This is a genomic window from Solimonas aquatica, assembly GCF_900111015.1.
Taxonomy (GTDB): domain Bacteria; phylum Pseudomonadota; class Gammaproteobacteria; order Nevskiales; family Nevskiaceae; genus Solimonas; species Solimonas aquatica.
Genome location: NZ_FOFS01000006.1, coordinates 130,283 through 151,013 on the forward strand (window position 1 = coordinate 130,283; position 20,731 = coordinate 151,013).

The window sequence follows — 20,731 nt, forward strand, 5'->3', positions numbered from 1 at the left end:
CAAAGCCTTGCCGCCGCGACCAAACGCTCTCCCGAGTTGCCATGGCGCGCTGGCAGCCGCCCATCCCGACGATGGACCGCAGCGCCGCCTCCAGACCGGCGCGGGGGCTTCATGCTGAAGCCCCCGGCCGACCGCGCATGCATCTTGCAAACCGCGCGCCAAACACGGTGGCGCGCGCCCCGATCACGCTGTCGGAAAAACCCTCAGGGACGCACGGCAACCACTTCGATCTCCACCAGGAACACCGGATTCACCAGCTGCGCCACCTGCACGGTGGAGCGTGAAGGCAGATTGGGCTGATCGGCCGTACCGAAGAACTTGGTGTAGGCGGCCATCATGCCGCCGAAGTCCATGGCGCCGCCCTTGTTGGGGTCACCGGCCAGGAACACGGTCATCTTCACCACGTCCTTCATGCCCAGACCCATGCTCTTCAAGTTGTCCTCGATGGTCTTGAGCACGTTATAGGTCTGCGTCTGCGTGTCGCCGTAGGCCGCCTGTGAATCCTTGGGCGCCTTCGGGTTGCTCACCGGCGGCGTGGCGCCGCTGAGAAACACCAGATTCTTGCCGGCCGGCACTTCCACGCCCATGGCGATGGGGAAATTGCTCGCGCCCTTGTAGCGGGTGACATCGCTGCCGAGGCTCATCGAGGCACAACCGGTCTGCAGCGCGCACAGCAGCACGGCGGCGCCGGCAAAAATGAAGCGGATGCTCATGACTTGATCTCCTGTCGAGTGGAAGTTTTACTTGCGCAGCGCCTTGACTTCGGCGGCGCTGAGGGTGTCGCGATAGCTGTTGCCGAAGTGGCTGCGCACGTAATTCACCACGGCGGCCACCTGCGCATCGTCCAGCCCCATGGCGAAGCTGGGCATGGCACGCGAACCCTTGAGCACCATGATCGCCGGATAGGCCTTGGCGGCCAGACGCGGATCATCGGCCAGGGCCGGATACGCACCGGCGCCTTGTGCGCCCTTGGCGTCCGGCATGTGGCAGCCCTGGCAGATGCCACGATACAGGGACTCGCCATCCTTCTCTTCGAACTTCATGCCGCTGCTGAAGATGGTGCCGGAACGCAGATCGGCCTGCGCCTGCGCGCCAAGGCTGACGACGGCCAGGAGCGCCGCCGCAAGCCACGGCGCGTGATGCTTGTTGAACTTGAGCATGATCGGATCTCTTCTGGTCTGGGGTCAGGCCGAAATCACGCGCTTGTGCAGGCGCGAGATGGCATCCAGCGAGGACAGCACCGCGCCTTCCTGCCAGGCCGGGATGTGCGAGGCATGTTCGCCGGCCAGCAGGATGCGGCCGTCGAGCTGGCAGAGATTCTCGTAATGCTGCGCGCGCTTCTCCTCGGTCCAGGCACCGGCACAGCCCAGCGTCCAGGGCACGCGATGCCAGCCCACGGCCACGCCGGTCTCGAAGGAATCGCGATACTGCGGATGAATCATCTTGCCGTACTCATAGGCCTTCATCACCCGCTCTTCCGGTGACATGGCCGTGAACTCGTAGGCATTGGGACCGAACACATAAGCGCCCAGCAGCACGCCCTTGCCGCCGCTGTGATAGTCGGTATTGGGATAACCGATCAGGCGGATCGGCAGATCGGTGTAGCTGATGCCGCCGTAGATGTGCTCGTCCTCTTCCCAGAAGCGGCGCTTGAACTGCAGGCCCACCTTGCACGAGGCTTCATAGGGCACGGCGCTGATCGCCGCCTGCATCTTGGCGCCGACGTTGACTTCGATCTGGCTCAGCACCGAGAGCGGAATGGTGCATAGGCAGTAATCGGCCGTGGCCGCCTGCGTGGCGCCGCCCTTGACCGTGTCCACATAGTTCACGGTGACCTTGCCGGCGTCCTGCTGGATGCGCGTGACCTTGGCGTTGAAGCGGATCAGATTCCCCACCTCGCGGCGGAAGGCATCGCCGATGCGGCCCATGCCGCCCACCGGCTGGAACAGCGTGGTCTGCATCTCGTAGTTGTGGCCGGCGCCGATGGCGGCCCACAAGCGCGATTGCAGCAGTTCGTCCATCGGCATGATGTTCCTGGAGAACTCCGGAATGGCCGAAAGACCGCCACCCGGCGGCTTGAGATAGCCGCGACGCTCGCTGGATTCGCGGCCCGGCACGTACGCGCCCTTCTTGTCCAGCGCGCCCCATTCCTTGAGCGCTTCCAGCAGCATCTCACGATCTTCCTTCGTCACCTTCTTGTCGAACTTCTTCTGCGCGACTTCCTTGGACAGCAGCTCGGCAACATGGCCGTTGAAGTCGGCCTGCACCTCGCGGTAGCGGCGTGGCGCGCCGCCGAAGGCCTTGCTGGAATGCACCAGTGCGTTGTAGTTGACCTGCACGAAGGGTTCCAGCGCCACCCCGAGGCGCTTGCAGTAATCCAGAATGCCGCGATGGTGATAGGGGATGCGCCAGGGGCCGGGGTTCAGATACAGGCCCTTGTCGAACTCGCACTTCTGCGTGAAGCCGCCCAGCTCGGTGTAGGAGTCGCCGCCACGCAGCGTCCAGTTGCGGCCGCCGGCGCGATTGTTGTACTCCAGCACCTGCACCTGATAGCCGGCCTTGCGCAATTCGAGTGCGGCCACCATGCCGGCGATGCCGGCGCCAAGAATCAGCACGGTGGCGCCTTTGACATCGCCCTCAAGACGGATCGGCCCCTGATACTTGGACTCGGTGGTGAGCCCCAAGCTGGCCATGGCGCGATACGAGACCGCGCTGCCGGCCACGCTGCCGATCATCATCAACAGCTCGCGCCGGCTCATGGCCGACGGCACATCCCTGGTGCTCATCCATCCTCCCGAAAAGGCATAACAGTGGAACTGTTGTTGAAACGTTCCAGCGGGGCCGGATGGAAATGCCGCACGCAAACTCGGTACAAAAAGAAGGCGGCCCGTATCGGCCGCCAAGCATTACCACTCAGGGAGGGAACAAAAATCTTTACGGCGGCGCAGCGTGCGATGCATAACGCACGAGCAGCTCCGCCACATCGCGGCGCTCGAACAAGCGCCAGCCCTGGCTCAGGAAGGCCAGCAGCTCGGCATCATCCGGATAGCTGAAGTAGGCACCGTCATCCGTCTGTGCCTGCGATGGCAGCGCCACCCCGCCCGCCAGCTGCGCGACAGCCTGTGCGATCAGGCTCACCCCCGGCGGATACAGCGCCAGGATGTGCCACAGCAGTGAATGCTCGCGCCGCACCGGCAGCCGATGCGTGGCGATGATAGGGCCGGTATCGATACCGGGCGTGTCGATGCGGTGCAGCGTGCAGCCGTATTCGGCATCGCCGGCCGCCAGCGCACGGAAGGTGGCCAGCACACCGCGATACTGCGGCAGCAGACCCGAATGCAGATTCAGCACGCCCAGCCTCGGCAGCGCGATGGCCGCCTCACCCAGGATGCAGCCGAAGCGGATGCAGATGAACAGATCGGCCTGCACAGCCGCCAGCGCCGCCAGCCCCGATTCACTACGCGCGCTGGCGACGCTGCGCAGCGGTATTCCCTCGCGCGCAAAGCCCTCGAAGCTGCGCCAGGCACTGCTGCCGCCGGCGGCATCGCGCAAGGGAAAGAAAGTATGGTTGAAAAAATCCTGCTCGATGAAAGCCAGCGGTTCGAGCAGGCGTGACACTGCACCGCCCCCCACCCGCTCCGAGACAAAGATCGACAGCTCATGCCCGGCCAGCTGCGGCAGCAGCAGGTTCAGGGCGAGATTGCTCTCGATGTCGCGGTTGACGAGCAGGGCGATGCGCATGGTTCTTTCAGCAGCAAGGCGGCGGACCGGGAAGGTCCGCCGCTTGCGATGCCGTTTCAGAGCGTCATTCCGCAGCCTCAGAACGTGTAGCCCAGCTTGGCGTAGTAGTACGCGCCATTGATGCCAAAGGGCGAGAACGTCGGATAGATCGTGACCGCCGAGTTGTTGCCGTCGGCGCGGTACGCCGCCAGCAGATCGCCGTTCTTCTGATCCGGATAGGTGTTGAACAGATTGTTGGCACCGACACTGAACTTGACCGACGAAACCGGTTTGAAGGTCAGCTCCAGATCCGTGACCGGCGTGGCCTTGATCTTGTTCTCGTAATAGGTGCCGCCATCGGGGCTTTCCATTTCCGAGGACGGTCCGTACAAGGTCTCCTGGAGCTTCACCGCAAACTTCTCGTAGGTCCACACCGCGCCGAGATTGACGCGATATTTCGGCGCCGTGGTTTCCAGATCGGAAATCGCAGTGGCATCAAACAGCGGCTGCCCGGCAAGCTCCGTCGGCGTCGCACGAATCTTGGTGACTTCCGTCTTGTTGTAGTTGGCGCTGGCAGTCCAGTCGATATTGCCCCAGTCATAGCTGGTCGGGAAGGTCATCACCAGATCGACGCCACGCGTGCGCGTGTCGATGCCGTTGGTGAAGATATTGATACCGGTCTGCCCGTTCGCAACGACATCGGGATCCAGGAAGTTGCCATTGGCGGCAATTGCGGCATTGACGGCCGGCGAGTTCACCGAGCCGCCAGAACCGAACAGCGTGCCCGTGCCCACCACGCGATCACGGATCTCGATCTGATAGGCATCCAGCGTCATCGTCAGGCGCTCAATCGGATGCGCCACGATGCCCAGGCTGAAATTGGTGGACTTTTCCGGCTGCAAGCCGTCGCCAAGACCCAGCGCCGCCGCGGCCGGCGCGTTGGGCGGCAGCTGCACGAATGCCGTGCTGGGGCCCACATTCGTCGCCGAGTAATACTCTTCAGCAAGCGTCGGCGCGCGGAAACCCGTGCTGACCGTACCGCGCAGAGCCAGCGCGTCAGTGAAGTCATAGCGGCTGGTGAGCTTGCCCACGGTGGTGCTGCCGAAGTCGCTGAAGTGCTCGTAACGCAGCGCGGCATCCAGCTGCCAGGCGGCCACCGGCGACACCGCGAAGTCGGCATAGATCGCGTAGTTGTCGCGATTGTGCTTGCCCGCGTCGGTCAACGCGTAACCGGGGAAGGACTGGCCGCCTTCCTTGTATCGCGAAGCCGGATCACCTGCACCGATTTCATACGTCTCGCGCCGCTGTTCGATGCCCAAGGCCACATTCAGCGGCGTGGCCATGCCGACGTCGAAGTCCTTGCCGATATCCAGGGTATTGGTCCACTGCGATGCGAAGAACCTGCCGTCGTAGAAGTCGGTGGGCGTCGCCCCGGTATCCGCATAAAGGCTCGCGTTGGCGGAGTTCAGCGTGTAGACCTTGATCTGATCCTTGCCGTAGGTGCTGGCGGCATCCCACATCCAGCCCGCCAGTTCACCCTTGGCTCCCACGGTCAGCGACAGATCGTCTTCATCAGAGGCTTCCTTGGGACTGAAGCCGAAGGGGTAAAGATAAGTCTTGGTCGTATCGCCGTTGCTGTCGGTGGAGGTGTGCGAAACACGGCTGGGCAGTCGGTAGTTCTCATACGACTCGGCCTTCTTCTTGCCGTAGCTGCCGAAGCTGTACAGATCGATACCGCCCAGCTTGGCACCGGCATTGAACATCGCAACCTGCAGATGGTATTCCGAATCGCCGAGGATGTGATTCAGATAGGGATAGCCCCTGGCCAAGGCCATGTTGGAATTGGGATAGCTTGCCAGTCGCGCCGGATCATTCACGCGCGGATCGATACCGCCACGATCACTGGCGGCGTGATTGCGCACCTCGGCGGTGAAATTGAAGAAGGCGTTTTCATCGCCCAGGCCGGCATTGCCGGAGACGCCCGTGGTATCGCCGCCACCGTCCTTGTAGGCGCCGACCGTACCGTCCACCAGGCCGCCGCTGTAGTTCTTCTTCAGGATGATGTTGACCACGCCGGCAATCGCGTCCGTGCCGTACTGCGCGGCGGCGCCGTCAGTGAGCACTTCGATGCGCTCAATGGCCGAGACCGGAATGAAGTTGAGATCCGCCGAGGCGCCACCCTGGTAGGGGCCGCCCAGTACCGCGAGGCTGGAGGTGGTGTGACGGCGCTTGCCATTGACCAGCACCAGGGCGTGATTGGGTGACAGGCCGCGCAGCTTGGCCGACAGCGTCTGATTGGCCATGTCACCGCCGAAGGCCTGCGCGGTGAAGGACGGCACCGTCGCGGCGAGCGAGCCGATCAGATCGGTTGCGCCACTGCTCTTGAGCGTTTCGGCGCTGAGCACCTGAATCGGTGCGGGGCTCTCGGAAACCTCCAGGCCGACACGACGGGTGCCGGTCACAATGACCTCTTCAAGACTGCCCATCTCCGCGGTTGTCTCGGCTGCCGCCACTTCGGTGCTGGCTGCCGCCTCCTGCGCCTGCGCCGCCGACGCGGCCAAGGCCGCGCTCAGCACCAGTGGTACGCAGGCGAAGACCTGCAAGGACTGGCGCAGCTTCAACGATTCCAATGCCACACTGATTCCGGATGCTTTCGTCACGTCAAACTCCCTGGATGCCATTACTGAAGAAACGCGCGGCCGCCCCTTGCTGCGCCGCTCTCAGGAAGTTCAACGTCCAGCCGCGACGATTCGGAAATCTGTTCGTCACAAATGCGTGAAACAGATCGCGCACAAACAAAAACGCCGCGTGAGACACGCGGCGTTGAGCCAAAGCGGTGAAGCGATGCGCCTTATTCGCCCGCGGCGCTCAGCCTTGGTGCGACGGCGCCGCGTCGATACAGCAGCACGCGGCCATCGGCCTGCTGCTGCGCAGAGATGGGAAACACCTTCTCGACCGCCGCCAGCCACTCGCTTTCGCGGCCCTGCACGATGGAGCCGGTATAGCGCAGCTGCTCAAGGGAAGCGTCGCCCAGCTGCACTTCATTGCGCGCATAGCGATTGAGATTGGCGACCACCACGGCGAGGTTCTCGTCGACGAACTGCTGCCGGCCTTCGCGCCAGGCGATGGCGGCGTCGCGGTCGGCGGGGCTGACGGTGAGCAGGCGGCGATCCTCGTCGGCCACCACCCGCTGGCCGGCCGCCACGCGGATCACCCCGTCTTCCGGCAGACGCGCCGGCTCCGGGTTCGTCAGCGCCTGCGTGCCCTCACGCCGCGCCACGTCCACCACGCCCTGCGTCACCACCACTTCCACGCGCGGTCCGGTCTTGCGGATGTTGAAGGCGGTGCCCACGGCGGTGACCGTCAGCGAACCCACGCTCACCACAAAGGGGCGATGCGGATTGTGCGCGACCTGAAAATAGGCCTCGCCATCGTCCAGCCGCAAGGCGCGCTGCGCCGAGGAGTAATCGACGATGAGATGGCTGGCGGCGCCCAGCGCCACCTGCGAGCCGTCGGACATCTTCAGCTCGCGGCTCTGCGCCTTGACCGTGGCGTAGCGTGCCTGCTGCGCCTCCGGCGCCGGCGCGCGCCAGGCGAGCATGCCGCCGTACACGGCCAGCGCCGCGAGTCCGGCAGCCAGCGCCAGGGTCCAGGAGCGTCGCCGGCGCGGCGGCTCCGGTGCGGCAAGCTCCGCGTCCAGCTCCTGCAGCAGGCTGGCGCGGGTCTGCACATCCAGACCGCCGAGTTGTCCGCCCAGGCTTTCGATCTTCTCGAAGGCCTGCAGATTGGCGCTGTCACGCTGGCACCATTCCAGCCAGGCGTTGATCTCCTCCGCCGGCACATTGTCCTCGCGCAGGCGCAGCCACCAGAGGCTGGCCTGTTCAAGTCGTGCTTTGTCGGGGTCGGCGTCGCTCATTTATAGAGTCCTTGCGCCGCGCATTGTCCCAGATTCCATTGCTGCTGTGCTGCCTGTCCTGTCGAGCTGGCCTGCGTGTTCACCTTGGCGGCCGCTTGGGCCGCCAGGGCTCGGGCGTGAGCTCGGCTTTGCTGACGCGACGCCGCGTGGTCTTTTCAGGCAGACCCGGCTGCGTCCAGACGCTGGCGGCAGTGTGACATGGCCCTGGCGATGTAGTGGCGGATCATGCGATCCGTCAGCTGCATCTCGGCGGCGATCTCCACGACGCTCTTTTCCGCGAACACGTGCAGCATAAACGCGCGACGGCACTTTTCCGGAAGTTCTTTCAGCGCGGACTTGATGACTTCCAGCTCCTGCTGGGCCAGGGCGCTGCGATCAGGACCGGGACGGGTGAGCAGTTCCTCGAAGAAATCCTGCGGCGAGTTGCGCTCGCGCACCTGGCGCTGGCGTAGGCGGTCGATGGCGAGATTGCCGGCGATGGCGAAAAGATGCGCGCGCAGAAAGCTGACCGCCGAACCCTGCTCCAGCTGCAGCAGGCGCACATAGGCTTCCTGCGCCACATCCTGCGCCTCGGCCTCGGACCGCAGCTTCACCACCAGGAACCCGATCAGGGCGCGATTGTGTTCCTGAAAGAGGCGGCGCACCATTTCCGACCTTGCGGCCGCGTCCAGCGGTCTGTGCTCGGCGGCCACGGGCTCCTTCGACACCTGAAAATCAGGGGAAAACCCGGTATCGATGGCCTGCGCCTGAGCCTGCATAAACTTGCCCTGTAAGACTTCATTGTCCCGAGTCAGCAGAAATGCAAAAAGCGCGCCTCTCAAACGTTTGTAGCAAGCCGATTTCCGTTTTGCCTGCCTGGGCCGTTGTTGCGGTCGTGGCTCCTTTTGCCTGCAGCACAGCGAGAGCAGCGGATCATGTCTGAACGTCCCGACACGCCGCTTCTGCCCCTGGAAATCCGCCGCTACGGCCTGCTGGATTATCAGGACAGCCTGGCGCGCATGCGCAGCTACACCGACGCGCGCAGCCGCGAGTCCAGCGATGAGCTCTGGCTGCTGCAGCACCCGCGGGTGTTCACCCAGGGCCAGGCCGGCAAGGCCGAGCATCTGCTGCTGCCCGGTGATATCCCCGTGGTGCAGAGCGATCGCGGCGGCCAGGTGACCTATCACGGGCCCGGGCAGCTGGTCGTGTATTTCCTGCTGGACCTGCACCGGCTCGGCTACGGCATCCGCAGTCTGGTGACGAACATCGAGCAGAGCGTGGTGGACCTGCTCGCCGGACTGGGCATCGCCGGCTATGCCGACCCCAAAGCGCCCGGCATTTATGTGGACGATGCGCGCGGTCAGCGCATGAAGATCGGCTCGCTGGGCCTGCGCGTGCGCCGCGGCTGCACCTACCACGGCCTGTCCCTGAACGTGGCCATGGATCTGGAGCCCTTCTCGCGCATCAATCCCTGCGGCTACGCCGGCCTGCGCATGACCCAGCTGTCTGAACTGGGCGGCCCGGCCGATGTCCAATCCGCCGGCGAGGCGCTGCTGCCGCATCTGCTGCGACGGCTGGGACCGTATCGCCGCTGAGAAAACAGCCGCCCGATTTGCCCCGCACGGCAAGGCTCGCGTCGTCGCGCGTCGTGCGTTGTTACAATGCCGGTTCGTTGCGCCGGAACAATCCATTGCCAATATCCCGAGCCGCATGACGTCCACAGACTCTTCCGCCGTTGCCGCCGATACCCGCTCCCCGCTGGTGCGGGTGCGCGGCCTGCGTTTCGTCCAGGGCACGCGCGTGATCTACGACGGCATCGACGTCGACATCCCGCGCGGCAAGGTCACCGCCATCATGGGCCCCTCGGGCACCGGCAAGACCACGCTGCTGCGCCTGATCGGCGGGCAATGGAAACCGGCCGCCGGCGCCATCGAGTTCGACGGCGTGAACGTGCACCAGCAGCCGCGCCGCCAGCTCTACGAGCTGCGCAAGCGCATGGGCATGCTGTTCCAGAACGGCGCCCTGCTCACCGATCTCTCGGTGTTCGAAAACGTGGCCTTCCCGCTGCGCGAGCACACCCAGCTGCCGGAGTCGGCGATCCGCGACATCGTGCTGCTCAAGCTGGAGGCCGTGGGCCTGCGCGGCGCGCGCGACCTGTTCCCCGAACAGCTTTCCGGCGGCATGGCGCGGCGCGTGGCGCTGGCACGCGCCATCGCCCTGGACCCGGACATGGTGATGTATGACGAACCCTTCACCGGCCAGGACCCGATCAGCATGGGCGTGCTGATGCGCCTGATCCGCTCGCTGAACCGCTCGCTGGGCATCACCAGCGTGATCGTCTCGCACGACGTGGAAGAAGTGCTGTCGATCTCCGACCACGCTTATGTGATTTCCAACGGCCAGGTGCAGGCGCGCGGCACGCCGGACGACATCCGCAACTCGCCATCGGCCTGGGTGACGCAATTCCTGCGCGGGGCGCCGGACGGTCCGGTGCCCTTCCACTTCAAGGCCGCGCCGCTGGCCGAAGACCTGCTGGAGACGCGCAAGTGATTCAGGGCATCGTCTCGGTGCTGGCGAACTTCCTGGGCGGCCTGGGCCGCGCACAGTTCTTCCTGCTGCGCGTGCTCTCGGCCTTGCCGGCAGCCCTGCTGCGACCGCGCAGCATCGTGCATCAGGTGTACATGGCCGGCGTGCTGTCACTGATCATCATCGTGATCTCCGGCTCCTTCATCGGCATGGTGCTGTCGCTGCAGGGCTATCACACCCTGGTGCGCTTCGGCGCCGCCAGCTCGCTGGGCGTGCTGGTGGCACTGTCGATCATCCGCGAGCTGGGGCCGGTGGTGACCGCGCTGCTGTTCGCCGGCCGCGCCGGTTCGGCCCTGGCGGCGGAGATCGGCCTGATGCGCGCCACCGACCAGCTCTCGGCGATGGAGATGATGGCGGTGGACCCGATGCGGCATGTGATCGCGCCGCGCTTCATCGCCGCGACGCTGTCGGTGCCGCTGCTCACCGCGATCTTCAACGTCATGGCCATCGGCGTGGCTGGTGGTCATGCCATCGGCGTGGAGCTGCTGGGCGTGGACGCCGGCAGCTACTGGTCGCAGATCCGCGCCAACGTCGATATCCACGATCTGAACCAATGCTTCATCAAGAGCCTGGTGTTCGGCGCCACCATCAGCTGGGTGGCGGTGTACCAGGGTTATCACTCGCCGCCGACGTCCGCCGGCGTGTCGCGTGCGACCACCTCGACGGTGGTGGTGTCCTCGCTGGCGATCCTGGCGCTGGACTTCATCCTCACCGCCTTCATGTTCCGTTAAGAGATCGATCATGCAATCCAGAGCCTTGGAAATCCTCGTCGGCATCTTCGTCAGCCTCGGCGTGGCGGCGGTGTTCGTGCTCACCTTCCGCGTCGCCAGTCTCGACACCGTGGGCGGCAAGGAAGGCACTTATGAGGTGTACGGCATGTTCCAGAACATCGGCGGCCTGAAAGTCGGCTCGGCGGTAACGCTGTCGGGCGTGAAGATCGGCCGTGTGCAGGCCATCGCCATCGACCCCAAGTCCTTCCAGGCCAAGGTCTCGATCGACATCTCCAAGAGCTACGCCAACATCCCGGAAGACTCCAGCGCCAAGATTCTCACCGCCGGCCTGCTGGGCGAGCAGTACATCGGCATCGAACCGGGCGGCATGGATGACTTCCTCAAGAACGGCAGTGAAATCACCCTGACGCAAAGCGCCGTGGTGCTGGAGAACCTGATCGGCCAGTTCCTGGCGTCCAGCAAGGATTCATCCAAGGACGACAAACTGGCAGAAGCCATCGGCAAGCTCGCCGACTCGATGCACAACAAGTAAGGAGCACACTCATGTTGGGCCTCAAGACTATTTCCCGCTACGCGCTGACCGCGCTGGCCCTGCTGGGCTTTGCGCTGGCCGCGCAGGCCGCGCCCTCGCCCGACGAAGTGGTGAAGAGCACCAGCAGCGCGCTGCAGGCCGACATCCGCCAGAACATCAAGAAGTATCAGGCGGACAAATCGGCGTTCTACGCCATGGTCAATGACCGCGGCAGCAGCGCTTTCGACACCGCTTACATCACCAAGGTGATTCTCGGCACGCACCTGAAGGAAGCCTCGCCCGAACAGCTCAAGCAGTTCGAGGTAGCGTTCAAGGACATGCTGATTCACAACTACGCCGACACCCTGCTGCAGTACTACGACAGCGTCGACATCGAGGTGAAGCCCGCGCGCCCGGAGGCCGACGGCAAGCGCGCCAGCGTCGACGCGGTGATCGCCCGCAAGGACGGCAAGCCGCCGATTCCGCTGACCTTCTCCATGCGCAACAGCGACGGCAACTGGAAGGTCTGGGACATCAAGGCCGAGAACATCTCCATCGTGCTGAACTTCCGCACGCAGATGGACGCCGAGATCAAGGCCAGCAATCTGGCCTCGGTGATCGAGCGCCTGCAGAGCGGCAAGCTGGACGTGAAGAACGAGGCGGCGGCGGCCGGCAGCAAGTGAACGCGCTGGAAGGCCCGCTGAGCTTTGCCACCGCTTCGGCCTGGTTCGCCCAGGCCGAGGCCCTGAGCCGGGCCGGTCAGCTGAGTCTGGCAAAGGTTGCACAATGCGACAGCGCCGGACTGGCGCTGCTGCTGGAACTCAAGCGCCGCGCACAGCGAGCCCAGCAACCGTTACACTTCACCGACGTGCCTCAGCAGCTGCGCGAGCTGAGCGGCTTCTTCGGACTGGATCGCGCGCTAGGCTTTTAAAACAAATCGGGAGAGGGTGGGGATGAAGACGGCACTGATCGGGCTGACGCTGGGTCTGGGCCTCGTTCTCGCCGGCTGCGCACACAACTCTCCCTACGAACCCGCCGATCCGCTGGAGCGGATCAACCGGCCGATCTACGCCTTCAACATCAAGGCCGACCAGTACGTGCTGCGCCCGGTGGCGCGCAGCTATGTGAAGGTGGTGCCGGCACCGGCGCGCACCGGCGTCAGCAACTTCATCAGCAACTTCTTCTACCCCACCGTGGTCGTCAACGACCTGCTGCAGGGCAAGTTCGGACAGAGCGGACGCGACCTGACGCGCTTTGCGATGAACAGCACTTTTGGTCTGGCCGGCTTTCTGGATCCGGCCAGCAAGGTGGGACTGATGCGCAATGACGAGGACTTCGGCCAGACGCTCGGCCGCTGGGGCGTGGGCGAAGGCTGGTATCTGATGATCCCGATTCTGGGGCCCAGCTCCAATCGCGATCTGATCGGCTGGGGCGTGGATACTTTCGGCACTGAGCCGACGGCCTACATGGACCTGGACCTGAAGGAGAAGTTGGAAGTGGCAGCGGTTCGCGCCGTGGATGCCCGCGTGCCGCTCCTGAGCCTGGATCATCTGCTCAAGCAGCAGCTCGATCCTTATGTCTTCGTGCGCACAGCCTACCTGCAGAACCGCCTCAACAAGGTCTACGACGGCCACCCACCCGAGAAGCTCATGGAGCCCGAGCTTCCCGAGTGAGCGGCGCCTTTAACGCACGAAGCGGCGGGCGTTCTCGAACATCCGGAACCACGGCGTCTTGCCGGCCTCGCGCGCACCGGGCCACCAGGAACCGCTGACGCCGGTGATGGTGCGCTCCGGATGCGGCATCAGGATGGTGATGCGGCCATCGTCATTGCAGATCGCGGTGAGACCTTCCGGCGAGCCATTGGGATTGGCCGGATAGCGCTGCGCCGGCGCGCCATGCGCGTCCAGATAGCGCATCGCCACCTGCGCGTTCGCCTTCATCGCCGCCAGATCGCTGGCCTGCGCGAACACCGCGCGGCCCTCGCCGTGCGCCACCGCAATCGGCAGGCGCGAACCGGCCATGCCGGCGAAGAACATCGACTTCGACCCGATGATCTCCACCTGCGCCCAGCGCGCCTCGAACTGCTCGCTGCGGTTGCGGCGGAAGGCCGGCCAGTGCTGCGCGCCCGGCACGATGTCCTTGAGCGCGGCAAACATCTGGCAGCCATTGCAGACACCCAGCGCGAAGCGGTCGGGCCTAGCGAAGAAGCTGGCGAACTGCGCACGCGCATCCTCGTGGAAGAGAATGGTCTTGGCCCAGCCCTGTCCGGCGCCGAGCACGTCGCCGTAGGAGAAACCGCCGCAGGCCACCACACCGGCGAAGTCGTCCAGCCGCAGACGCCCCTCCAGAATGTCGCTCATGTGCACGTCCACGGACTCGAAGCCGGCGGCGTGGAAGGCATAGGCCATCTCGGCCTGACCGTTGACGCCCTGCTCGCGCAGAATCGCGACCTTCGGTCGCTGCGCCAGATGCGGTGCGGACACCGGTGCGGGATCGAAGCTCAGGGCCAGCTGCAGTCCCGGCGCGCTCACGTCCAGCAGCGCATCGAATTCTTCCTGCGCGCACTCGGGATTGTCGCGCAGCGCGGCGATGCGATAGCTGGTTTCGCTCCACAGGCGCTGCCACTGGCTGCGCGTGGCGGCCAGCAGCTTGCGACCGCCGCGCGTGAACTGCAGCTGCTCGCCGCTGCGCGGCGTGCCGATGTCCTGCACGGCCAGACCGGCGGCGCGCAGGCGCGTGGCCAGCGCCTTGGCCTTGGCCGCAGCCACCTGCACCACGAAGCCCAGCTCCTCATTGAACAGCGCCGCGACCGCGTGGCCGGGCACCGCATCGAGCTCGATATCCAGACCGCAGTGCCCGGCAAAGGCCATCTCCGCCAGCGTCACCAGCAGGCCGCCATCGCTGCGGTCGTGATAGGCCAGCAGCTCGCCTTCTTCGTTGAGCGTCTGAATCATCTCGAAGGCGGCGCGCAGGCGCTGCGGATCATCCAGGTCCGGGGTCTGATCGCCCACCGCGCCATAGACCTGCGCCAGCGCCGAGCCACCCAGGCGATGCTTGCCCACGCCCAGATCCACCAGCAGCAGGCGCGTCTCGCCGGCATCGGTGATGAGCTGCGGCGTGAGGCTCTTGCGCACATCGGCCACCGGCGCGAAGGCCGAGATGATCAGCGACAGCGGCGCGCTCTGCGCCTGGCTCGCGCCCTGCTCGTCCTGCCAGACGCTCTTCATCGACAGCGAATCCTTGCCCACCGGAATCGCCAGGCCCAGGGCGGGACACAGCTCCGCGCCCACGGCGCGCACGGTGTCGAACAGGCGCGCGTCTTCATCGTGCTGGCCGCAGGCCGCCATCCAGTTGGCGGACAGGCGGATGTCGGAAAGCTTGGCGATGCGCGCGGCGGCGATGTTGAGCACCGCCTCGGCCACCGCCATGCGGCCGGAGGCCGGGGCATCGAGCAGGGCCAGCGGCGTGCGCTCGCCCATGGCCATGGCCTCGCCGGTCGTCGCCTCGAAGCCGGTGGCGGTGACCGCGCAATCGGCCACCGGCACCTGCCAGGGACCGACCATCTGATCGCGCACGCTCAGCCCGCCCACGGTGCGATCACCGATGGTGATCAGGAACTGCTTGCTGGCCACCGCCGGCAGCTGCAGCACGCGCTGCGCGGCCTCGGCCAGATCCATGCGCTGCAGGTCCAGCGCCGGGAAATGCGTGGCCGCGCGCTGGCTGCTGCGCTGCAGGCGCGGCGGCTTGCCCAGCAGAACCGGCATCGGCATGTCCACGGGTGCACGCGCACTTTGCGCATCTTCCACCAGCAGGCGCTGCTCGGCGGTGGCAGTGCCCACCACGGCATACGGGCAGCGCTCACGGGCGCAGAGCTGCGCAAACAGGGCCACGCTCTGCGGCGCGATGGCCAGCACGTAGCGCTCCTGCGATTCATTGCACCAGATTTCCATGGGCGAGAGCGCGGGGTCTGCGCTCTGCACCGCGCGCAGCGAGAAGCGGCCGCCGCGATCATCGGCGTGCACCAGCTCCGGCAGGGCGTTGGAAATGCCGCCGGCGCCGACGTCGTGAATCGAGAGAATGGGATTGTCCGCGCCCAGCGCCCAGCAGGCGTCCACCACTTCCTGGCAGCGCCGCTCCAGCTCGGGATTGGCGCGCTGCACGGAAGCAAAGTCCAGCTCGGCGCTGGACGTGCCGGTTGCCATCGACGAGGCCGCGCCGCCGCCCAGGCCGATCAGCATCGCCGGACCGCCGAGCACGATCAGCTGCGCGCCCTCCACCACTTCCAGCTTCTGCACATGGCCGTCGCGGATATTGCCGTAGCCGCCGGCAATCATGATCGGCTTGTGATAGCCGCGATTGCGGCCGTCCGGCGTCACCGCTTCGTAGGTGCGGAAGTAACCGTTGAGATTGGGACGGCCGAACTCGTTGTTGTAGGCCGCGGCGCCCAGCGGCGCCTCGATCATGATCTGCAGCGCGCTGGCCATGCGCGGCGGACGCGGCAGCGCCGCCTCCCAGGGCTGCACGTAGTCCGGAATGCGCAGATTGGCGACCGAAAAACCACAGAGGCCCGCCTTGGGCTTGCCGCCCAGGCCGGTGGCGGCCTCGTCGCGGATCTCGCCGCCGGCGCCGGTGGCGGCGCCCGGGTGCGGCGAGATGCCGGTGGGATGGTTGTGCGTCTCCACCTTCATCAGCAGATGCACCGGCTCGACATGCTCGCGCCAGGCATGGTCGCGCTCGGGGAAGAAGCGCATGGCGGTGGGACCGGCCACCACCGAGGCATTGTCCTTGTACGCGGAGAGCACGCCCTCGGGCGCGGCGGCGTAAGTGAGTTTGATCATCTCGAACAGCGAGCGCGCCTGGCGCTCGCCGTCGAGGGTGAACTCGGCATTGAAGATCTTGTGCCGGCAGTGCTCGCTGTTGACCTGCGCGAACATCATCAGCTCGGCGTCGGAGAGGTTCTGGTTCGAGTCGCGGGCATAGGCGACCAGATAGTCGATCTCCTGCTCGGACAGGGCCAGGCCCCAGTCGCGGTTGGCGGCCAGCAGTGCCTCGCGGCCGCCGCCCAGCACGTCCACGGTGCGCAGGCTGCGCGTGGGCCGGGTGTCGAACACATGCTGCAGATCGGCGGGCCGCTCCAGCACCGATTCCATCATCGGGTCGTGCAGCAGCGCACGCGCCGCTGCCGGCAGCTCGCGGATGCCCTCGAAGCGGAACACCCGGCCCAGCTCCACACGGCGCACGCCGGACAGGCCGCAGACGCGGGCGATGTCGGTGGCCTTGCTGGACCAGGGCGAGAGCGTGCCCAGGCGCGGCACTACGTACAGCACCAGATCGGCCGGCTCGACGGCCTCCGGCCCCTCGCCCAGCAGGCGGCGCAGCTGCGTCACGCTGGTGTTTTCGGCATCCACCAGAAACAGCTCGCGGGCCTGCAGGCCGCGCAGTTGTGGAACCAGGCTGCGGAGCTGGGCGAGCAGGCGTTCGGCACGAAACGCCGACAGGGCGACGGCGCCGGGAAGTAGGGTCAGGGCCATGAAAAACGGGCGGGGGCGGCTGGAACGGGCGGCTATTTTCGCACGTTCCGCCGCCGCGCTTGCGGCCGCCGTGTGCGCGGCGGCCGCAAGCGCTACCTCAGGGCGTCGGGCAGACGAAGGGCGTGTAGTCCTCCACCACGCCGGTGAAGTCGGTGCTGTCCCGCGCCGGCGCCACCGCCAGCAGGCCGGCGCCGCGCTTGGCGAAGCCCTCCGAGCAGGACTTGAAGTCCTGGAAGTCGCCGGCCAGCACCGCCGCCAGCACCGCATCGCGCTGCTCGGTGAAGGTGGCATCGGCGGGCGTCATCTTCAGGCCGGCGATCACATAGTCCTGTATGCGCGACTGCGCCTGCGGCTGGCTGTAGCGGCCGTCGTTGAGCAGGCCCGCATAGCATTCCCAGAGCTGGTTGGCCCAGATCTCGCCGGCGTTGTGCACCTCGGAATTGTTGAGCCCGCTGCCACCGTCCGGCGTGGGCTCGCCCTCGGCGATATGACGGAAGGTGTAGGCGTTCTTGGCAAAGTCCGTGGAATACGGCGCGCGGCGGATGCCGTGATAGAAATTGTTCATGACGTAGCCGGCCAGGTCGTAGGCGCCCTGATACTGCTCATTGCCGACGATGAAGTGCTCGTCGGCCCGCACCGAGAGCAGCAGCGCATCGAAGTCCGCCCAGCCCTCGCTCATCGCGCCAGTCTGCTGGCTGCTGGAATCGGTGAGGCGGTGATGCACGTAGTGGAAGAACTCGTGCGCCACGATCTGGTTGTCCAGGGTGCCGTCCAGATCCAGGCTGGCGTCGCGATGCAGGGCCAGCTTCACGCTCTGGCCCGCCGCCAGCTGCTGCTTGAGCAGCTCACCGTCGGCGCGGCGGATCATCACCGTGGGGATGCGGTAGGTCCAGTCGGTGGACAGCGGCAGGTTCAGCGGGATGTCGGCATTGCCCATGGGGATGGGATCGGCATCGCTGTTGTTGACGATCACCGCCGCCACCGCGCCGGAAATCTGCGCGAAGCGGGCCTTGGTGGTGAACGGGCAGCTGCCCCGGTCGATCAGCGCGATCTTGCCGCGCAGCGAGAGCTGCGGCAGCGGCGGCAGGCTGGGAATCAGGCCCAGGCCGCTGGGATCGTTCACCACCACCCCGCAACCGTCCGTAGGCGTGCTGTAGCGGTCATTGGCCAGTACCACGGCGGTGGCCGGGATGTCGTAGCTCGCGGGCGTGAAGCTGCCCACGGTGAAGGTCAGCGGCGCACCCGAAACCGGCGCGGTCTGGCGCACCGTGCCCACCACCGGCCCATCGAACAGATACTGCTGCATGCGCGGCGGCGAGCCATCGGCCGGTGTGGCCATGTTGGCGTTGTTGCGGCCCGAGCCGTCCTGGCCCTGTGCGATCAGCGCATCGTTCTCCTCGCCGCCGCGACCGTAGTTGCTGGTCTGGGCATTGCCGGCGGCCTCGTTGAAACCGTGCCCATACCACCAGTCGTGCAGCCAGTTGTTCACGTAGAACAGATTCACCGCCGCGGCGTAGCGCGCATTCCGGGCCTTGGGATCCTGATCCGGCCCCAGCGGATAGTCGAAGCTGCCGGCCGCCGACAGCGGCGGATAGATGTCACCGGCCAGGCGCGCGCAGGTGTTGAGGAGGTTGTCCAGCAGCACCAGCCCCGCCAGGTTGTAGCCGGACAGGTCGAAGCGATCGATGCAGGCACGCACGTTGTTGCCGATGGTGGTGGTGGCATCGTCCGGCAGCCAGGGATCGCCGGTGCCGGCATCGCTCAGGGTGCGGCGCTGGGTGCTGGCGCTGCTCACGCGCGGCACCCGCGCATCGGGGCTGGCGCCCGGAAACGGCGTGAAGCCATTGCCCAGCGGTGAGTCGTAAGGCCGCCAGCCGCCTTCGGCGCCATCGGCGAACACGCCGTAGGTGTAGGCCTTGGCGCGCGCCACCAGACTGCGCCGGTGCAGCACGCTGCCGTCCACCGCCGAAATCAGCAGGCCATAGGCATTGAAGCGGCCATCGCGCTTGCCGGTGGCGAACAGCTCGGTGTAGTAGGCCGGCTCCAGGCGCTGGCCGCGCGCGTAATACACCTGCTTGATGCGCGGCTGACGCTCGGCCAGCAGCTCGCCGCCGGGATTGCTGATCGCATACCAGTCATAGCCGCCGCGCGTGGCCGCGCGCCTGAGCTGCGCGGCATCCATGGCGCCGCCGATGCTGCGCCAGGCGCCGGCGATGGCCTGCGCGGCGCTCAGCACCAGGCCCTGTGCGCCCAGTGCAGCGGGATCGTAATCGGTGGCGAAATAGCCGGACACCGCAACCGGCTTGCCGCTGCGATCCAGCAGCACATTGAGGCTGCGGCCGAACACCTCGCGTCCCAGCACCTGCTGGCGGAAGCGCACCACCGCCGGACCGTTGCCGTTGTACTGCGCGTCGACCACCTGCGCCTCGCTGATCATCGCCTCGCTGAGCCTGAGCGCGGCCGCCTCGCTGCGCAGATGCGCGCGGGCGCGGGCGATGAGCTGTTCACGGGTCTTGAGCGGACCCACGGCCACCGCGCTGGCATCGCGCCGCGCCCAGAGGAAGGTGGTCTGGCCCAGATGGCGGTCGAACAGCGCCGGTTGCAGGCGCCCGCCCAGGTTCTGCGGCAGCGCCGCGAGCTGGCCGCTGGCGCGCCGCTCGCGGCGGGCGCGGTCCACACCGGGCAGATCGCCGCTCTCGGCGTCCACCGCCAGCGCGGCATTGGATGCGCGCGTGGCATGCGCAAGGACCTCGGGCGGCAGCACACATTGCGCCGCCTGCACGGCGGCACTCGCCGTCGCCAGACCCACGGCCATGGCCAGCTGAAACGTCAGGCTTCTCATGATCTCCCCCTTGCGATTGGCGGCGTCCCCACGCCTGCGCGCCCCACTCTAGGAGGCACCCGCGGTACCGGCAATGAGGAAGATTCCGGGGTTTGTGCGCCTTATCGCAGTTCCGACCAGTCCAGTCCCTGCTCCTGATGCGCGCAGCGCAGGCTCGGCAGGGCCGCGCCGTCGAGGGCCGCGTGCACCGCCGCCAACGCCAGTTCCGGGCGGTTGTTGGATTCGGACAGATGGGTCAGCACCAGATGCTGCAGGCGCTGCCACTCATACGCCTGCAGCAGACCGGCGGCCTGATCGTTGGAGAGGTGGCCGCGATCACTGCCGACGCGGCGCTTGAGGCTTTCCGGATACGGTCCATCCCGCAGCATGCGCAGATCGTGATTGCATTCCAGCAGCAGGCCATCGCAGCCGGCGAGCACTGCGCGCATATGCGCCGAGATGTGCCCGGCGTCGGAGAGCACACCCAGACGCAGCCGGCCGTCACCGATCACGTACTGACAGGGCTCCTGGGCGTCGTGCGGCACTGGATAAGGCTCGATGGCCAGACTGCCGATGGCAAAGCGCTGATGCGGATTGAAGCGGATCAGATGCGGCACTTCCGGATCCTGCCAGGCGCGACGCGTGCCATAGGTCATCCACACCGGAATGCGATGGCGCCGCGCCAGACGGCCGACGCCGCCCAGATGATCACCATGCTCGTGCGTAACCAGAATCGCCGTCAGCGAGGCCGGCTCCACGCCCAGGCGCAACAGGCGGGCCTCGGTCTCGCGCAGATTGAAGCCGCAGTCGATGAGAATGCGCGTGCCGCCGTGCTCGATGAGGGTGGCGTTGCCTTTGCTTCCTGAACCGAGCATCGCGAAACGCATCATGAGCTGCTGCCATCCATGGCGCGACGGTCATTCTTGATTGAACCCC

Annotated in this window: 17 protein-coding genes; 7 read left to right on the forward strand and 10 right to left on the reverse strand. The window is 66.2% G+C overall.

All coding sequences use genetic code 11. The features are described from left to right. Positions 1–203: 203 nt before the first annotated feature. The 7 genes from BMY12_RS09045 to BMY12_RS09075 form a co-directional block, all read right to left on the reverse strand. Positions 204–713, reverse strand: coding sequence for a RidA family protein (locus BMY12_RS09045; protein WP_093284857.1), 510 nt, complete (start codon positions 711–713; stop codon positions 204–206). 27 nt (positions 714–740) lie between these two features. Continuing rightward, on the reverse strand, positions 741–1,160 hold the full coding sequence (locus BMY12_RS09050) for a c-type cytochrome (RefSeq protein ID WP_093284860.1): 420 nt from the start codon (positions 1,158–1,160) through the stop codon (positions 741–743). A 24-nt stretch (positions 1,161–1,184) separates the two neighbouring features. After that, the gene (locus tag BMY12_RS09055; RefSeq protein ID WP_093285112.1) at positions 1,185–2,759 is read right to left on the reverse strand and encodes a flavin monoamine oxidase family protein; all 1,575 of its coding nucleotides are present in this window, start codon (positions 2,757–2,759) and stop codon (positions 1,185–1,187) included. Positions 2,760–2,934: 175 nt separating this feature from the next. Further along, positions 2,935–3,741 carry a formyl transferase gene (locus BMY12_RS09060; RefSeq protein ID WP_093284862.1) on the reverse strand — a complete coding sequence of 269 codons (807 nt, stop codon included), beginning with the start codon at positions 3,739–3,741 and terminating at the stop codon, positions 2,935–2,937. Between the two features lie 77 nt (positions 3,742–3,818). Further along, positions 3,819–6,350, reverse strand: coding sequence for a TonB-dependent receptor plug domain-containing protein (locus BMY12_RS09065; RefSeq protein WP_093284865.1), 2,532 nt, complete (start codon positions 6,348–6,350; stop codon positions 3,819–3,821). Between the two features lie 221 nt (positions 6,351–6,571). Continuing rightward, the gene (locus BMY12_RS09070; protein ID WP_093284868.1) at positions 6,572–7,636 is read right to left on the reverse strand and encodes a FecR family protein; all 1,065 of its coding nucleotides are present in this window, start codon (positions 7,634–7,636) and stop codon (positions 6,572–6,574) included. 155 nt (positions 7,637–7,791) lie between these two features. Further along, on the reverse strand, positions 7,792–8,457 hold the full coding sequence (locus tag BMY12_RS09075) for an RNA polymerase sigma factor (RefSeq protein ID WP_245732434.1): 666 nt from the start codon (positions 8,455–8,457) through the stop codon (positions 7,792–7,794). 93 nt (positions 8,458–8,550) lie between these two features. Here BMY12_RS09075 and lipB point away from each other — a divergent pair, with 93 nt between their 5' ends. The 7 genes from lipB (at position 8,551) to BMY12_RS09110 (ending at position 13,116) form a co-directional block, all read left to right on the forward strand. Continuing rightward, positions 8,551–9,210 (forward strand): lipoyl(octanoyl) transferase LipB, encoded by a 660-nt coding sequence (lipB, locus tag BMY12_RS09080; RefSeq protein ID WP_093284870.1) that lies wholly within the window; start codon positions 8,551–8,553, stop codon positions 9,208–9,210. A 115-nt stretch (positions 9,211–9,325) separates the two neighbouring features. Continuing rightward, positions 9,326–10,165, forward strand: a complete 840-nt coding sequence (locus BMY12_RS09085) for an ABC transporter ATP-binding protein (protein ID WP_093284873.1) — start codon at positions 9,326–9,328, stop codon at positions 10,163–10,165. Next, positions 10,162–10,932 carry a lipid asymmetry maintenance ABC transporter permease subunit MlaE gene (mlaE, locus tag BMY12_RS09090; RefSeq protein WP_093284875.1) on the forward strand — a complete coding sequence of 257 codons (771 nt, stop codon included), beginning with the start codon at positions 10,162–10,164 and terminating at the stop codon, positions 10,930–10,932. The genes BMY12_RS09085 and mlaE overlap by 4 nt, the downstream gene beginning before the upstream one ends. Positions 10,933–10,942: 10 nt before the next feature. Next, positions 10,943–11,464, forward strand: a complete 522-nt coding sequence (gene mlaD / locus BMY12_RS09095) for an outer membrane lipid asymmetry maintenance protein MlaD (RefSeq protein WP_218140136.1) — start codon at positions 10,943–10,945, stop codon at positions 11,462–11,464. 11 nt (positions 11,465–11,475) lie between these two features. Next, positions 11,476–12,126, forward strand: a complete 651-nt coding sequence (locus BMY12_RS09100; RefSeq protein ID WP_093284878.1) for an MlaC/ttg2D family ABC transporter substrate-binding protein — start codon at positions 11,476–11,478, stop codon at positions 12,124–12,126. After that, positions 12,123–12,374 (forward strand): STAS domain-containing protein, encoded by a 252-nt coding sequence (locus BMY12_RS20310; RefSeq protein ID WP_177188918.1) that lies wholly within the window; start codon positions 12,123–12,125, stop codon positions 12,372–12,374. The genes BMY12_RS09100 and BMY12_RS20310 overlap by 4 nt, the downstream gene beginning before the upstream one ends. 22 nt (positions 12,375–12,396) lie before the next feature. Beyond that, positions 12,397–13,116, forward strand: a complete 720-nt coding sequence (locus BMY12_RS09110) for an MlaA family lipoprotein (protein WP_093284883.1) — start codon at positions 12,397–12,399, stop codon at positions 13,114–13,116. Between the two features lie 9 nt (positions 13,117–13,125). On the opposite strand, the gene purL is transcribed toward BMY12_RS09110, so the two are convergent. The 3 genes from purL to BMY12_RS09125 all read right to left on the reverse strand — a co-directional run bounded on the left by purL (position 13,126) and on the right by BMY12_RS09125 (position 20,685). Then, on the reverse strand, positions 13,126–16,968 hold the full coding sequence (gene purL / locus BMY12_RS09115) for a phosphoribosylformylglycinamidine synthase (RefSeq protein WP_093285119.1): 3,843 nt from the start codon (positions 16,966–16,968) through the stop codon (positions 13,126–13,128). A gap of 103 nt (positions 16,969–17,071) precedes the next feature. Beyond that, positions 17,072–19,816: a M36 family metallopeptidase gene (locus BMY12_RS09120; protein ID WP_093284886.1), complete on the reverse strand. Its 2,745-nt coding sequence runs from the start codon at positions 19,814–19,816 to the stop codon at positions 17,072–17,074. A gap of 101 nt (positions 19,817–19,917) precedes the next feature. Then, positions 19,918–20,685, reverse strand: coding sequence for an MBL fold metallo-hydrolase (locus tag BMY12_RS09125; protein WP_218140138.1), 768 nt, complete (start codon positions 20,683–20,685; stop codon positions 19,918–19,920). Positions 20,686–20,731 lie beyond the last annotated feature (46 nt).

Excerpts from the sequence above, each read along its gene's own strand:
- BMY12_RS09045 (WP_093284857.1), bottom strand. The coding sequence starts at position 713 with ATGAGCATCCGCTTCATTTTTGCCGGCGCCGCCGTGCTGCTGTGCGCG.
- BMY12_RS09050 (WP_093284860.1), bottom strand. The coding sequence starts at position 1,160 with ATGCTCAAGTTCAACAAGCATCACGCGCCGTGGCTTGCGGCGGCGCTC.
- BMY12_RS09055 (WP_093285112.1), bottom strand. The coding sequence starts at position 2,759 with ATGAGCCGGCGCGAGCTGTTGATGATGATCGGCAGCGTGGCCGGCAGC.
- BMY12_RS09060 (WP_093284862.1), bottom strand. The coding sequence starts at position 3,741 with ATGCGCATCGCCCTGCTCGTCAACCGCGACATCGAGAGCAATCTCGCC.
- BMY12_RS09070 (WP_093284868.1), bottom strand. The coding sequence starts at position 7,636 with ATGAGCGACGCCGACCCCGACAAAGCACGACTTGAACAGGCCAGCCTC.
- lipB (WP_093284870.1), top strand. The coding sequence starts at position 8,551 with ATGTCTGAACGTCCCGACACGCCGCTTCTGCCCCTGGAAATCCGCCGC.
- BMY12_RS09085 (WP_093284873.1), top strand. The coding sequence starts at position 9,326 with ATGACGTCCACAGACTCTTCCGCCGTTGCCGCCGATACCCGCTCCCCG.
- mlaD (WP_218140136.1), top strand. The coding sequence starts at position 10,943 with ATGCAATCCAGAGCCTTGGAAATCCTCGTCGGCATCTTCGTCAGCCTC.
- BMY12_RS09100 (WP_093284878.1), top strand. The coding sequence starts at position 11,476 with ATGTTGGGCCTCAAGACTATTTCCCGCTACGCGCTGACCGCGCTGGCC.
- BMY12_RS09110 (WP_093284883.1), top strand. The coding sequence starts at position 12,397 with ATGAAGACGGCACTGATCGGGCTGACGCTGGGTCTGGGCCTCGTTCTC.
- BMY12_RS09120 (WP_093284886.1), bottom strand. The coding sequence starts at position 19,816 with ATGAGAAGCCTGACGTTTCAGCTGGCCATGGCCGTGGGTCTGGCGACG.
- BMY12_RS09125 (WP_218140138.1), bottom strand. The coding sequence starts at position 20,685 with ATGATGCGTTTCGCGATGCTCGGTTCAGGAAGCAAAGGCAACGCCACC.